We start from the raw sequence: 12,686 nt of genomic DNA on the forward strand, positions 1-12,686 counted from the left end.
AGGCTAGTTGATGATCTCGGCAGTGGGGTCATCGGTGATCCTTGCGATGCGTTCACGCCAGCTTTGCAAGGCTTCGGGCGACAGCCGGGTCCAATCGTGGACTTCACGGATCACCCGTACAGGATGCGCACTGCGGTAGGAACGCGTGGGATTGCCCGGGAATTTCTTGTCGGTGACATTCGGGTCATCTTCATACGCCCCGGTCGGTTCCACTTCATAGACATGGGCGGTCCCCTCCAGGGCCGCAATTTCGGCGGCCAACCCCGCGCCATCGGCAAGTGCGGTGAAGTAGATGTGGTTCATGATGATTTCGGGACGATAGTTCGAGGGAAAACCGGGGGACAGCAGATCCCCGGGGTGCAGCGCGGCTTTGGTGCCGTGGAAGAACGGGCCGTCATCAAGTTCGTTGCTCATAGGCCAAGACGATAGTCGCCATTGCCGGTTCATGAAAGGATCGGCCGGGTATCGCCACGTATATTGGGAAGTGAACCGACGACAGTATTTGGAGAGTAACGCGTGCCTATTTTGAACAAGGACATGACCCTATGCATTTCGTTATCTGGTCGACCATCTAATATCGGCACCCGGTTCCATAATTACCTGTATGAAGAACTCGGGCTGAACTTCATCTACAAGGCCTTCTCGACCGAAGACCTCGCTGGTGCCATCGCTGGTGTCCGGGCCTTGGGCATTCGTGGCTGTTCGGTATCCATGCCGTTCAAGGAAGACGTGATGAACATGGTCGATGAGATTGAGCCTTCGGCCAAGGCAATCGACTCGGTGAACACCATCGTGAATACCAACGGGCGACTGGTTGCTTCAAATACCGACTTCGAGGCGATCGCGACGCTCATCAAACGCCATCAGCTGGATCCTGAAAGTTCCGTGCTTGTCCGAGGCTCCGGAGGAATGGCCAAGGCCGTCGTGGCCGCCTTCCGCGAAGCCGGATTCAACGACCTGACGGTGCTGGCACGTAACGAAGTTTCCGGCCAAGCCTTAGCTGACAAATACGGTTACCGATTTACCAGTGCTGACCCGGCTCCAGGACACGAGATTCTTGTGAACGTAACGCCGCTGGGCATGGACGGAGCCCAGTCTGAGGAGCACGCATTTAGCACTCAGCAGATTGAAGCCGCACGAACCGTCTTCGACGTGGTGGCTTTCCCAAGTGAAACACCATTGATCCGCGCAACACGAACTGCTGGCAAGCAGGTGATTACCGGGGCAGAAGTCATCGCCCTGCAAGCCGCGGCGCAGTTTCAGAAGTACACCGGCCAGGCACTAAGTGAAGAGCAGGTATTGCGTGCCTCAGAATTCTCCCGGGAATCCTGAAGCCCCGAATATCAGTACGCGCCCTAGTTGGCGGTACTCACTTGGCTTATGATGTTCTTTCCACGAAAAAATACCATCAGCAGGACGAAGAACGAGATCGGTAAGAGCACGATCAATCCCATGGATAGCAACTGGAAGAATTGCGTGTTCAATGCAATTCCATTCGTGATCGGTACACCGTTCTCGGGCATGTAGTCGGCGTACCTTGCAGGCCTGGATGTCGCCCACAAGATGAAGAACCGGAAGATGAATGCACCTGCCGCGGTGATGGCGAGCGAGGGAAGCAGAAGTGACTGGTTGTCGGCACTTGTGCGCCTTATTTGGCATATACGGGCGAAGACCGATATTAGTGCCGAAGCGCCTAGACCCAGCGTGAGGATCTGCAATAACCACGAATGAGCCATGACGAAAGACAAAGCCATCATCGCAATACTCAGCGCAGTCAGGATTCTGATCTTCGACAGGAAAGTTCTAGACATGAACCGAACCTACCTTGCTAAAGGGAGAAAATCAGCCCCGGCAACTGAACACGGGTGATAGATATGCCAATGGCCCGGCACTTTCGTGCCGGGCCCTGTTGCTGGTGAGCTGCTAACCGCGCAGCACGACCTCGACTTCTTCCATCTGCTGGCCGGCAGGGTACTGGCCGTTGAACAGCTTCGAACCTGTCTCGGTGAGCACCGCCGAGAAGCGGGTCTTGACCAGGCCGAAAGCGTTCGAAACGCTGGTTTCGGTGAGCTCAGCAATGGCAACGCGTTCGCCGGCTTCGTCGATCGTGAGGCTGATGTTCTCGTCATGGTTCACGATGCGCGGTTCAAAGAGATCCAGCTTCATCATGCCGCCGTGCCCGGAGAAGGACACACGCCCGTTGAACCAGATTTCGTTTTCCGGTACCTCTGCAGCGGGGGAGACGGGGAACGCCAACGCGTTGCCTGCCTGCCATACCCCGTTGGCAGCTTCAATGCGTCCGTCGGCGAGGGAAGAAATATAGCTCACGAACGAGGTTTTCAGACCCCATTCAAGATGCGGCTGGAACGGATCGCCTGCTGGCGCACCACTTCCGGTCATTGTCTTTTCCCTCCACAGGATATCGGCGTGAAAATATGCTGTGGCCAGTATTTCATACTGGAGTTGGATCATGGCGACAGTTCTCTGCCAGCTAATCCTGCGTCATCTTCGGTTCAACTAGTGGACGGTAGGCAGACTGCATTGAGATCTGGGCATCCACGTAGCTGGTGCCATCGGCAAAGGCGATATCTGCTGTTGCCCACGACCCGTTCCAGTACTTGATCTCCAACTCGGTCGGCGAATATTCCTTCTGGACGTTCGCCACGAGGTTGCTCATCGCGGTGTTGTAGCCGGTGATGCCCATGACCAGGCAGATGGCCGTTGCCACCACAGCAATTCCGGCAGAAATGAACTCGGTGCGGATGGATGCGCGTCGCGCATAAGTCTGCTCCCCGTCACGCAGGCGCGTGAAGCCCTTGCGTCGGATCAGGGCGTGGATGATCAAGGGCAACCCGATCAACAAGAAGATCACAGAAGCCGCCAGCGACACGAGAGGAAGACTGAATTCCACCGGTAGATACTCATCCATGTATTTACCCTACCCATGTCAGCGGATGACTTCTAGGGTTAAATCGCCTTGCCCGGGTTCAAGATGCCCTGTGGATCGAACACCGCGCGCACCCGTCGCTGCAGCGCAAGCGAGGTTTCGCCCAGCTCTTGGGCCAGCCAATCCTGCTTGAGCAAACCGATGCCGTGCTCGCCGGTGAGCGTGCCGCCCAGGGACTTGGCGCGGTGGAACATGTCTCCCAGCGCGGCCTTCGGTGCGCCGCTGGTGATGGATTGGCCTTCAGGCACCACGATGATCGGATGCAGGTTGCCATCGGCGGCATGGGCGATAGTGAAGATCGATACTCCGCGTTCATCCTCGATGCGCTGCAGGCCGGCGAAGGCTTCGGCCAAGCGATTGCGCGGCACGCCGATATCGCAGATCGAGGCCGTGCCCAGCAGCTCCATGCTCGGGATCGCCTGGCGCCGGGCTTCGATCAGCGCCTGTGCTTGCTCCTGGTCCGTGGCGATCTCGATGTGCGCGGCCAGCGGGGCGATCGCATCCTGCAGGGCCTGCATTTCCAGCTGCGCGCCGTAGCCGTCGGTCTGCGCGAGCAGCAACGCGCCGCCGCGCGCTTCGTGATCCGTTCCGAGCGCCGCATCCACTGCCTTCAGGGTCTTGCCGCACATCAGCTCCAGCACCGAGGGGGCCAGCCGTTCGGCGATCACCGCCGAGGCGGCCTTTGCCGCGGTATCCTCATCGGGGAAGTAGGCGACCAAGGTGGAGGTGTGCTTGGGCTTCGGGCGCAGGCGCAGCAGTGCTTCAACCACAATGCCCAAGGTGCCTTCCGAACCGATCATCAGCGCATTCATGTCATAGCCGGCCACGCCCTTGATGGTCCGCCGCCCGGTACGCAGCAGCTGCCCGTCGGGCAGCACCACCAGCAAGCTGAGCACCGACTCGCGGGTCACCCCGTACTTGGCGCACCACATGCCGCCGGCATTCGTCGCAATATTGCCGCCGATCGAGCAGATCGCGGTACTGGCAGGATCCGGGGCGTAGAACAACCCGTGCTCGCCGGCGGCCTGGTTCACCGCCGCATTGAGCACGCCGGGCTGCACCACCGCGGTGGCTTCCACCGGATCGATTTCCAGGATCTTGTCCATCCGGGACAAGTCGAGCACGATCTGCCCGGCCTCGGCGCTGGCCCCTGCCGCCAGCCCGGTGCCGGCCCCGCGCGGGACGATCGTGGCGCCATGCTTGTGGGCCAACTGCATCGCCAGCACCACATCATCGATGTCCTGCGCGAAGATCACCCCGTCGGCAAAGGTCGGGGGCACATAGCCGGAGCGGTCCACGCTGGCCTGCTTGCGGTCCTGCTCATCGAGCGAGGCCCGGGGATGGGCGCATAGCACTGGACTGGTCGCCACGGTAGTCATCTCGATCTCCTTTGAATGCAGAACTGGCAGGACAGCTGAGCTGTCCTGCCAGATCGGTGCTATTGAACGAACGTGTCGGCGACGGCCAAGGCCTGCTCGACGCGATCCAGTGCTTCGATCAGCACGTCGTCCTCGATATTCATCGCCGGCACCACATGCAGCCGGTTGAAGTTCGCGAAGGGCAGCAGCCCTGCGGCCTTCGCGGCGGCAACCACCTGGTTCATCTCCGGGCTGCTGCCTCCATAGGCGGCCAGCGGCTCGCGGGTTTCCCGGTTCTTCACCAGCTCGATCGCCCAGAACACGCCGGTTCCGCGCACCTCGCCCACGCTCGGGTGCTCGGCGGCGAACTGCGCCAGGCGCGGCCCGATGATTTCCTCGCCCAAGCGCTGGGCGTTCTCCACCATGGCCTCGTCCTCCATCGCGGTGATGGTGGCTACCGCCGCCGCGCAGGCCAGCGGGTGGCCCGAATAGGTCAACCCGCCCGGGTAGACCCGCTCGCGGAAGGTCTCGAAGATTTCCGGGCTGATCGCCACCCCGCCCAGCGGCACATAGCCGGAGTTCACGCCCTTGGCAAAGGTCAGCAGGTCCGGCACCACGCCGGCATGGTCCACCGCGAACCACTTCCCGCTGCGCCCGAAGCCGGCCATCACCTCATCGGCGATGTACACGATGCCGTGCTTCTTAGTCAGTTCGCGCACGCCCTGCAGATACCCCGGGGGCGGCAGGTAGATGCCGGCGGTACCCGGAATGCTCTCCAGGATGATCGCGGCAATGGTGCCGGGGCCTTCGAGCAGGATCGTGTCTTCCAGGTGCTTGAGCGCCCGCTGCGTTTCCTCTTCGGGGGTGCTCGAATTGAAGTAGGAGCGGTACGGGTAGGCCGGGAAGAAGCGCACCACCCCATCGGTTCCGTGATCCGAGGCGAAGCGCCGCGGATCCCCGGTGAGGTTCACCGCCAGGTGGGTGCCGCCGTGGTAGGAGCGGTACGCGGAGAGCACCTTGTGCTTGCCGGTATGCAGCCGCGCCATGCGCACCGCATGCTCCACCGCATCGGCACCGCCATTGGTGAAGAAGATCTTGTCCAGCTGCCCGGGGGTGTGCTTGGCGATCAGCCGGGCCGCCTCAGAGCGCGCGTCATTCACATGCTGCGGGGCGATGGTGGCCAGCTTGCCGGCCTGCTCCTGGATCGCGGCGATCACCTTCGGGTGCTGGTGCCCGATGTTCGTGTTCACCAGCTGGCTGGAGAGGTCGATCAGCGCGTTGCCCTCGCCGTCCCATACCCAGGAGCCTTCGGCCTTCAGGATGGCCATCGGGGCGAACGGCCCCTGGGCCTGCCAGGAGTGGAAGACGTGCTTGCGGTCCAGCTCGTAGGCGTGCTGGCCAGCGGCGATATCCGCTGCGGAAACGCCCTGCGTCAGTGGCTGTGCCAGTGGTTCAGTCATGGGTATCAGTCATTCTGCGGGAAGCCGAGGTTGATGCCGCCGTGGCTGGGATCCAGCCAGCGCTTGGTGATCACCTTGTTGCGGGTGAAGAACTTGAAGCCCTCCGGGCCGTAGGCGTGCTGGTCGCCGAACAGCGAGGCCTTCCAGCCGCCGAAGGAGTGGTAGCCCACCGGTACCGGGATCGGCACGTTGACCCCGACCATGCCCACCTGGATCTCGTCCTCGAAGCGGCGGGCCGCGCCGCCGTCGTTGGTGAAGATCGCGGTGCCATTGCCGTACGGCGAAGAGTTGATCAGCTCGATGCCCTCGTTGAAGCTCTCCACGCGCACCACCGAGAGCACCGGACCGAAGATTTCCTCGGTGTAGATGGACATGTCCGTGCCGACATGGTCGAACATCGTCGGATGCAGGAAGAAGCCCTCGCCATCAGCATCCACGGTGCCGGTGCGGCCATCGAGCACCAGGTCCGCGCCGGCGGAGATGCCGGCCTCGATGTACCCGGCCACCTTCGCCTTGTGCTCGCCGGTGATCAGCGGACCCATGTCGCAGCCGCGGGTGCCATCGCCCACGCGCAGCGTCTTGGCGCGTTCGGCGATCTTGGCCACCAGCTCATCGGCGATGGTGTCGATCGCGACGACTACGGAGATCGCCATGCAGCGCTCGCCGGCCGCGCCGAAGCCTGCGTTGACCGCCATGTCGGCGGCCAGGTCCAGGTCGGCATCCGGAAGCACCAGCATGTGGTTCTTCGCGCCGCCAAAGGCCTGCACCCGCTTGTTGTGCGCGGTGCCGGTGGAGTAGACGTACTGCGCGATCGGGGTGGAACCCACGAAGGACACGGAGTTCACGCGCGGATCGGTCAGCAGGGTGTCCACCGCCTCCTTGTCGCCGTGCACCACGTTCAGCACGCCCTCGGGCAGGCCGGCCTCGGTGAACAGCTCGGCCAGCCAGTTGGCGGCCGACGGGTCCTTCTCCGATGGCTTGAGCACCACCGCGTTGCCGGCGGCGATCGCTACCGGGAAGAACCACAGCGGCACCATGGCCGGGAAGTTGAAGGGGGAGATGATGGCCGAGATGCCGACCGGCTGGCGCATGGACTGCACGTCGATGCCGGTGGAGGCGTTCTGCGAGAACTCGCCCTTGAGCAGGTAGGGCGCGTTGCAGCACAGCTCGACGACTTCCAGGCCGCGGGCCACTTCGCCCAGCGCGTCGTCCAGCACCTTGCCATGCTCGGCGGTGATGATCGCGGCCAGCTCGCCCTTGCGCTCGGCCAGCAGCTGGCGGAAGTTGAACATGATCGCGGTGCGGCGGGCCAGCGAGGTGTCGCGCCACTTCGGGAAGGCCTCGGCGGCTGCGGCGATCGCATGCTCGGTGGTGGCCTTGGAGGCCAGCGCAACCTGGCGGGTGACCTCGCCGGTGGCGGGGTTGTAGATCTTGCCGGTGCGGTCATCGGCGGAGTAATTGGCGTTGTTGATCCAGTGCTGCAGTGTGCCGGTCAGCGTTGCGGTCATCGTATCGGCCTTTCGAAGTTGGGTGCCTGCCTTCATCATGGGTCATGGATGTGAGGGACAACACCATCACTGTGTCATGATTTAAGCACTAGTGCTGACGGAGTGTAAAAATGCTGACGGTAGACGAGGTACTGCACCTGCCGGTGGTCCAGGCCGCCGACCCCCAGGTGCTCTGCGGAACAGGGATGGACGCGCCGCTTCGCTGGGTGCACGTGACCGAATCCACCGAGAACATCGACCTGCTGCTGGGCCGCGAGCTGATCCTCACGACCCTGCGCAACGTGAGCGACGTGCGCGCCTTCATCACCGCGCTGCGCGAGGCCGGGGCCGTCGGGGTCATCATCGAGGACCTTTCCGGCGCACCGCTGGACGTCGCCGACCTGGGCCTGCCGGTCATCGCCCTGCGCACCACTACCCGCTTCGTGTCCATCACCGAGGTCATCCACCAGAAACTCGTCGCCGAGCAGCTCGAGGCCGTCCAGTTCTCCCGCACGGTGCACGAAATCTACACCGGGCTCTCGCTGACCGAGGCCGACGAAGCGCAGATCGTGGACCGCACCGCGCAGCTGCTCTCGGCCCCCGTGGTCCTGGAAGATGTCCGCCACCACGTGCTCGCCCAGTCCGGCGCGCAACTCGAACACTGGATCACCCGCTCGCGCTTCGTCGGGTTCCTGGAGCACACCGGACGCGCCACCGGCACCGAGAACTGGCTGCAGACCCCGGTCGGCGCGGTCCGCAGCCGCTGGGGGCGGCTGATCGTCCCGGCCGTCCTGGAGGACGACGACCGCGCGGCCCTGGTGCTGGAACGGGCCGGCCAGGCGCTGACCATCGCCCGCCTGTCCGGGCGCGACCAGCGCGAGCTGCTCTACCAGGCGCGCACCTCCACGCTGCACGAACTGCAGGCCGGGCACAGCTACAGCGACAAGGACATCGCCATCCGCACCCAGGCCCTGGGCCTGGCCGCCGCCCCCTACTATGTCCCGGTGGTCATCTCCCTGGCCGGTTCCGGCACGCCGACCGAAACCCAGCTGGCCGACCGCGCCCTGCTCGAAGTGCTCGACCAGCTGGCCGAAACCCTGCACCTGGGCATCCTGGCCGGCTCGCTCAAGCCCGGGTACCTGGGGCTGATCCTGCCGCTGCGCGCCCGCGAACTGCTGGACTCCACCCTGCAGGGCTTCACCCGCCGGCTGGCCGAGCAGCTCACCGCGCCGGTGGCCATCGGAGTGGGGCCCGAAGGCACCCTGGCCACCAGCATCGCCGGGCTGGAGGAAGCCGCGCAGGTCGCGCAGATCGTCCCGCACCTGCCCACCCGCGCCCAGCCCTACTACCGCTTCGCCGACCTGCGCCTGCGCGGGGTGCTCTCGGCCATGGGCAGCGACCCGAAGCTGCGCACCTTCGCGCTGGCCGAGCTCTCCGGCCTGCTCAACCCGCTCGACCTGGCCGCCCTTGACCTGCTCGATCTCTACCTGGCCCACGGCGGGAACAAAACCGCGCTGGCCAAGGCCGGCTACCTCTCGCGGCCCACCCTCTACTCCCGGCTGGCCAAGCTCGAAGCCAAGCTCGGGGTGCAGCTGGACTCCGCCGAGTCCCGCGCCTCGCTGCAGGTGGCGCTGCTCTGGTACCGCATGCACGGCTGAGCTATCCACACTTGGCTCCCGGTCCGAAAACCCCGCAGGACGCCGCAGGCATCATGGGGGCATGAGCACAGAACAGGCACAGGCGCTGAAGGACCTGGCCGACGCGGAAGAACTCATCGCATCGGCCACCGCGGTCCTTGCCGGCGGGCCATTGAGCCCCGGCCACGCGGCCTGCTTTGCGCAGCTTGCTGACAAGCTCGCCCGCCGCCAGAGCCGCACCCAGCTGCACGCCGCCCATGCGCTGCGCCGCACCGGTGCCCACAAGCTCGACCAGGAATCCTTCCAGGCCGTCACCGAGGCAGGCGAGCACCCGAGCCGCGCCGCATTCCAGGTGGCCGCCGGGCGCACCACCACTGCCCGCACGCATTTCAAGAACACGGCCGGGCTGCTGCACGGCTGGCTGGACATCCCGCGCAGCACGGTCCGCTCCCGGCTGGCCCTGGTGGATTGCTTGCTGGGCGGTGTCGACGAGGCAGGGCAACCGCTGCCCGCCTGGTTGCCGGAACTGGCCGGGCAATTCGCCGACCCCGACGTGGATCCCCGGCTGGTGTCCTCGGCCGCGCTGAAACTGCATTCGGCCCGCAAGGACTTCGGCGAAGGCCAGGCCGGGCAGGCCAAGAAGGACCAGCTGCAAGCCGAATCGGCCGCCTTCATCCGCAGCGAACCCAAGGCCGCCCGCAGGCACATCAACGCACTGGTGGCGCAGGTGAAGTCCGGCCAGCGCCCGTTGCAGGCCCTGCTGGATGGGATCGGGATCTTCAAGAAGGGCATGCGCCAGGGCCTGGTCGAATACGTCCTGCGCGTCCTGCCCGCCCATGCGGCGATGATCGAAGCGTATTTCAACGCGCTGGACAACCCGGCCACCGTGGCCGGGAACCGCGAAGCCCTGGCGCACGCCGAGGCGCAGTTCACCGGTGCCCAAGACAGCGGCTGGGATGACGAGGAATCGATGCCCGACTGGGCCAAAGACGGGGAACCTGCCGGATCGGCACCCGAGGGATCCGCCGAACCTGAAGAACCCGAAGAACCTGACAAACCTGACGAACCTGGAGAACCCGAGGAACCTGACGAACCCGAAGAACCTGAAGAGCCCGAGGAACCTGCCGGCCCGGCCGCCACCCAGTTCGAGGAGCTCAGGCCAGAACGACGCCGGCTCGTAGGATTCCTGGCCTTGCTGATGACCGACCGCAACCAGAGCGGTTCGCCAGGGAAGCAACCCGGGATGGCGGTACCGCAGGTGAGCATCATCCTGGATTACGAGAAGATGAGACGCGACGGCAAGGAATTCGCGGTCACTTCCACCGGGATCCAGCTATCCCCGGGCGAAACCAGAGCGGCATTGTGCACGGCCGGAATCTATCCGCTGGTGCTGAACGGCCAGAGCCTTCCCCTGGACCTGGGCCGCACCCAGCGGCTGTATAGCAAGGCGCAGGGCCGCGCCATCCGGGCGGCCTATCGAGGGTGCCTGTATCCGGGATGCAGCATGCCCGCCGAACGATGCGAACTGGATCATCTCGACGCGTGGGAAAAGGGCGGCAACACGGACATCGAGTCCGCGGCCTTGGGATGCACGATCCACCATATCGGCAGGCATTGCGGGTTGTTCCACGCGGTGAAGATCCCTGGATGCCGGCCGATGGCCCTGCTGTCCAAGGAACTCGACCCGCAGCAGAAACTCCGGGTGAACACCTACTGGATGACCCCGCAGGAAGCCCTGGCGGCCGATGCCCTCGCCGAGCGCATGACCGCGAAGTGGCGTGCCGGGGAACTGGACATCGAGATCGTGGAGCCCTAGGCATCCTCCGGGTAGGGCCACCGCACGTCTTTGCGAACTCCATCGGACCACTGGGCGATCCACTCTCCGGTGCCTTCGGAGACATCGCGGACCCCTGCCTCCAGCCACTGGAACTTCCCGTCCAGCAGGTCCGCGGCGATCCGTCCATCGGTACGGGTGGTGTTTTTCCAGAGCCTGTCGAAATGCTCCTCGCAGCGTTGCGCGGCCTGTTCGCAGAAGGCCAGGGCAAGATCCTGCGCAGAGTCGCGCTGGCCGGCCGGGGACTGCGGCAGCGCAGTGGTCTTGGCGATCACCGCGGACATGGCGAACAGCTCCGCGCCGATATCCACGATATGGCCCAGGAAGACCTGCTGCTTTTCCAGGCCGGCCTGCCAGCGCGCCATCCCGGCGAACGTCTGGCGTGCCAGCCGCCGCGAGGTCCGCTCCACATAGCGCAGGTGCTTGGCCAATGGGCCGTGCTCGGCATAGGAGTTCGGAAGCGAGCCTGCGCCCATCGCAAGTTTGGGCAGCCACCGGGCATAGAACCCCGAGGCATCCACCGCCGCTCGGGCCTTGTCCTGGATGCTCGACCCGGCGCGCGCCAGGTCCCCGGCCGCCTGCAGGTGCGCATCCACGGCCTCGCGGGCAATCAGCAGGTGCATGATTTCGGTGGAGCCTTCGAAGATGCGGTTGATCCGCAGGTCGCGCAGCATCTGTTCGACCGGCACCGCCCGCTCGCCGCGCGCTGCCTGCGACTGCGCGGTCTCGAATCCGCGCCCGCCGCGGATCTGCAGCAGCTCATCGGCGATCGTGCAGGCGGTCTCCGAAGCCCAGAGCTTGGCCAGTGCCGCCTCGATGCGAATATCCTTCATGCCGGCATCGGCCAGCCGGGCGGACACCTCGAACACCGCTTCCAGCGCATAGCTGCTGGCCGCGATGCAGGCGAGCTTGCCGGCGACGGCTTGGTGCTTGCCGACCGGGTGGCCCCACTGCACGCGGGCCGCGGACCATTCACGGGCGATCTTCGTGGACCATTTGCCGGCCCCGGCGCACATGGCCGGGATGGACAAGCGCCCGGTGTTCAGGGTGCTCAGCGCGATCTTCAGCCCCGAGCCTTCCTTGCCCAGGCGGTTGGCCGCCGGCACGCGCACCGAGCGGAACCGGGTCACCCCGTTCTCGATTCCGCGCAGGCCCATGAACTGGTTGCGGTTCTCGACGGTGATGCCCGCGGTATCGGCCTCGACGATGAAGGCGGTGATTCCGCCGCGACCTGCAGGCTCTTGGCCGAGGGCCTCATGCGGCTGCACCGCGGCCATCACCACGAGCAGCTCGGCGACCACCCCGTTGGTGGTCCACAGCTTCGCGCCATCCAGGATGTAGTGGCTGCCGTCGTGACTGAGCCGGGCTTCGGTGCCCAACCGTGCAGGGTCGGAACCGACATCGTTCTCGGTGAGCAGGAAGGCGCTGATGGCTCCTGCCGCGCAGCGCGGCAGGTATTCGCGTTTTTGCTCCTCGGTGCCGAAGGACTTCACCGGTTCGGGGACGCCGATGGACTGGTGGGCCGAGAGCAGCGCGCCGATGGCCGGGGAAACCACGCCGACGCGCATCAGCGCCCGGCCGTAGTCCAGCAGGCTCAGCCCCAGTCCGCCGTATTCAATCGGGATCTTCATGCCGAAGGCGCCGATGCGGCGCAGCTGGGCAATATATTCGCCGGGGATGCGCGCCTCGGTTTCGATGCGCTCCGGGTCGATGCCATCGAGGACCGCTTCGAGTTGCGGCAGGAATTCCTGTCCGCGTTCTGGATGCAGGGCGCTGGGCAATGGTTCGATCAGGGAGAAGTCCACGGCCCCCATGTACAGGCCCTTGGCGAAGCTGGGCCGGTCGAACTGCTCGCGGGACTCCTCGGCGACTTGCCTGGATTTGTCGGCGTTGATTTGCATGGCGATCCCCTTTGGCTCGGCGATCGGCCGCGGCGCCATCGCCTGGTGGCACCAGCGTAGCT

Annotated in this window: 11 protein-coding genes; 3 read left to right on the forward strand and 8 right to left on the reverse strand. The window is 64.8% G+C overall.

Annotation, left to right across the window (positions count from 1 at the left end; all coding sequences use genetic code 11):
- Positions 1–3 precede the first annotated feature (3 nt).
- Positions 4–414 (reverse strand): NAD(+)--rifampin ADP-ribosyltransferase, encoded by a 411-nt coding sequence (gene arr / locus ACIOTL_RS04390; RefSeq protein ID WP_133833527.1) that lies wholly within the window; start codon positions 412–414, stop codon positions 4–6.
- A gap of 102 nt (positions 415–516) precedes the next feature.
- Between arr and ACIOTL_RS04395 the strand changes: the two genes are divergently transcribed.
- Positions 517–1,332, forward strand: a complete 816-nt coding sequence (locus ACIOTL_RS04395) for a shikimate 5-dehydrogenase (protein WP_332485875.1) — start codon at positions 517–519, stop codon at positions 1,330–1,332.
- Between the two features lie 23 nt (positions 1,333–1,355).
- On the opposite strand, the gene ACIOTL_RS04400 is transcribed toward ACIOTL_RS04395, so the two are convergent.
- From ACIOTL_RS04400 to ACIOTL_RS04425, 6 genes are all read right to left on the reverse strand, one after another.
- A complete protein-coding gene (locus ACIOTL_RS04400) occupies positions 1,356–1,811 on the reverse strand; it encodes a hypothetical protein (protein ID WP_105657054.1) in 456 nt (151 codons plus the stop codon).
- Positions 1,812–1,923: 112 nt separating this feature from the next.
- Entirely contained in the window at positions 1,924–2,472 is a 549-nt protein-coding gene (locus ACIOTL_RS04405) for an HtaA domain-containing protein (RefSeq protein WP_400341935.1), read from the reverse strand.
- A 19-nt stretch (positions 2,473–2,491) separates the two neighbouring features.
- On the reverse strand, positions 2,492–2,929 hold the full coding sequence (locus ACIOTL_RS04410; RefSeq protein WP_133833529.1) for a hypothetical protein: 438 nt from the start codon (positions 2,927–2,929) through the stop codon (positions 2,492–2,494).
- A gap of 38 nt (positions 2,930–2,967) precedes the next feature.
- Positions 2,968–4,326 (reverse strand): FAD-binding oxidoreductase, encoded by a 1,359-nt coding sequence (locus ACIOTL_RS04415; RefSeq protein ID WP_400341937.1) that lies wholly within the window; start codon positions 4,324–4,326, stop codon positions 2,968–2,970.
- Positions 4,327–4,385: 59 nt separating this feature from the next.
- Positions 4,386–5,765 carry an aspartate aminotransferase family protein gene (locus tag ACIOTL_RS04420; protein WP_400341939.1) on the reverse strand — a complete coding sequence of 460 codons (1,380 nt, stop codon included), beginning with the start codon at positions 5,763–5,765 and terminating at the stop codon, positions 4,386–4,388.
- A 5-nt stretch (positions 5,766–5,770) separates the two neighbouring features.
- Positions 5,771–7,273 (reverse strand): CoA-acylating methylmalonate-semialdehyde dehydrogenase, encoded by a 1,503-nt coding sequence (locus ACIOTL_RS04425; RefSeq protein WP_332485879.1) that lies wholly within the window; start codon positions 7,271–7,273, stop codon positions 5,771–5,773.
- Positions 7,274–7,383: 110 nt separating this feature from the next.
- Between ACIOTL_RS04425 and ACIOTL_RS04430 the strand changes: the two genes are divergently transcribed.
- Both ACIOTL_RS04430 and ACIOTL_RS04435 read left to right on the forward strand, forming a co-directional pair.
- Complete coding sequence (locus tag ACIOTL_RS04430; protein WP_332730592.1) at positions 7,384–8,910, forward strand: PucR family transcriptional regulator ligand-binding domain-containing protein; 1,527 nt, start codon at positions 7,384–7,386, stop codon at positions 8,908–8,910.
- Positions 8,911–8,971: 61 nt separating this feature from the next.
- Positions 8,972–10,705: an HNH endonuclease signature motif containing protein gene (locus tag ACIOTL_RS04435; RefSeq protein WP_400341941.1), complete on the forward strand. Its 1,734-nt coding sequence runs from the start codon at positions 8,972–8,974 to the stop codon at positions 10,703–10,705.
- On the opposite strand, the gene ACIOTL_RS04440 is transcribed toward ACIOTL_RS04435, so the two are convergent.
- Positions 10,702–12,624, reverse strand: coding sequence for an acyl-CoA dehydrogenase family protein (locus ACIOTL_RS04440; RefSeq protein ID WP_400341943.1), 1,923 nt, complete (start codon positions 12,622–12,624; stop codon positions 10,702–10,704). The genes ACIOTL_RS04435 and ACIOTL_RS04440 overlap by 4 nt on opposite strands.
- Positions 12,625–12,686: the final 62 nt, after the last annotated feature.

Source organism: Glutamicibacter sp. NPDC087673 (assembly GCF_044743255.1).
Lineage (GTDB): Bacteria > Actinomycetota > Actinomycetes > Actinomycetales > Micrococcaceae > Glutamicibacter.

What these genes read in the sequence shown, in the direction of transcription:
- ACIOTL_RS04405 (WP_400341935.1), bottom strand. Translation starts at nt 2,472, where the DNA reads ATGATCCAACTCCAGTATGAAATACTGGCCACAGCATATTTTCACGCC.
- arr (WP_133833527.1), bottom strand. Translation starts at nt 414, where the DNA reads ATGAGCAACGAACTTGATGACGGCCCGTTCTTCCACGGCACCAAAGCC.
- ACIOTL_RS04440 (WP_400341943.1), bottom strand. Translation starts at nt 12,624, where the DNA reads ATGCAAATCAACGCCGACAAATCCAGGCAAGTCGCCGAGGAGTCCCGC.
- ACIOTL_RS04400 (WP_105657054.1), bottom strand. Translation starts at nt 1,811, where the DNA reads ATGTCTAGAACTTTCCTGTCGAAGATCAGAATCCTGACTGCGCTGAGT.
- ACIOTL_RS04430 (WP_332730592.1), top strand. Translation starts at nt 7,384, where the DNA reads ATGCTGACGGTAGACGAGGTACTGCACCTGCCGGTGGTCCAGGCCGCC.
- ACIOTL_RS04410 (WP_133833529.1), bottom strand. Translation starts at nt 2,929, where the DNA reads ATGGATGAGTATCTACCGGTGGAATTCAGTCTTCCTCTCGTGTCGCTG.
- ACIOTL_RS04435 (WP_400341941.1), top strand. Translation starts at nt 8,972, where the DNA reads ATGAGCACAGAACAGGCACAGGCGCTGAAGGACCTGGCCGACGCGGAA.
- ACIOTL_RS04425 (WP_332485879.1), bottom strand. Translation starts at nt 7,273, where the DNA reads ATGACCGCAACGCTGACCGGCACACTGCAGCACTGGATCAACAACGCC.
- ACIOTL_RS04415 (WP_400341937.1), bottom strand. Translation starts at nt 4,326, where the DNA reads ATGACTACCGTGGCGACCAGTCCAGTGCTATGCGCCCATCCCCGGGCC.
- ACIOTL_RS04420 (WP_400341939.1), bottom strand. Translation starts at nt 5,765, where the DNA reads ATGACTGAACCACTGGCACAGCCACTGACGCAGGGCGTTTCCGCAGCG.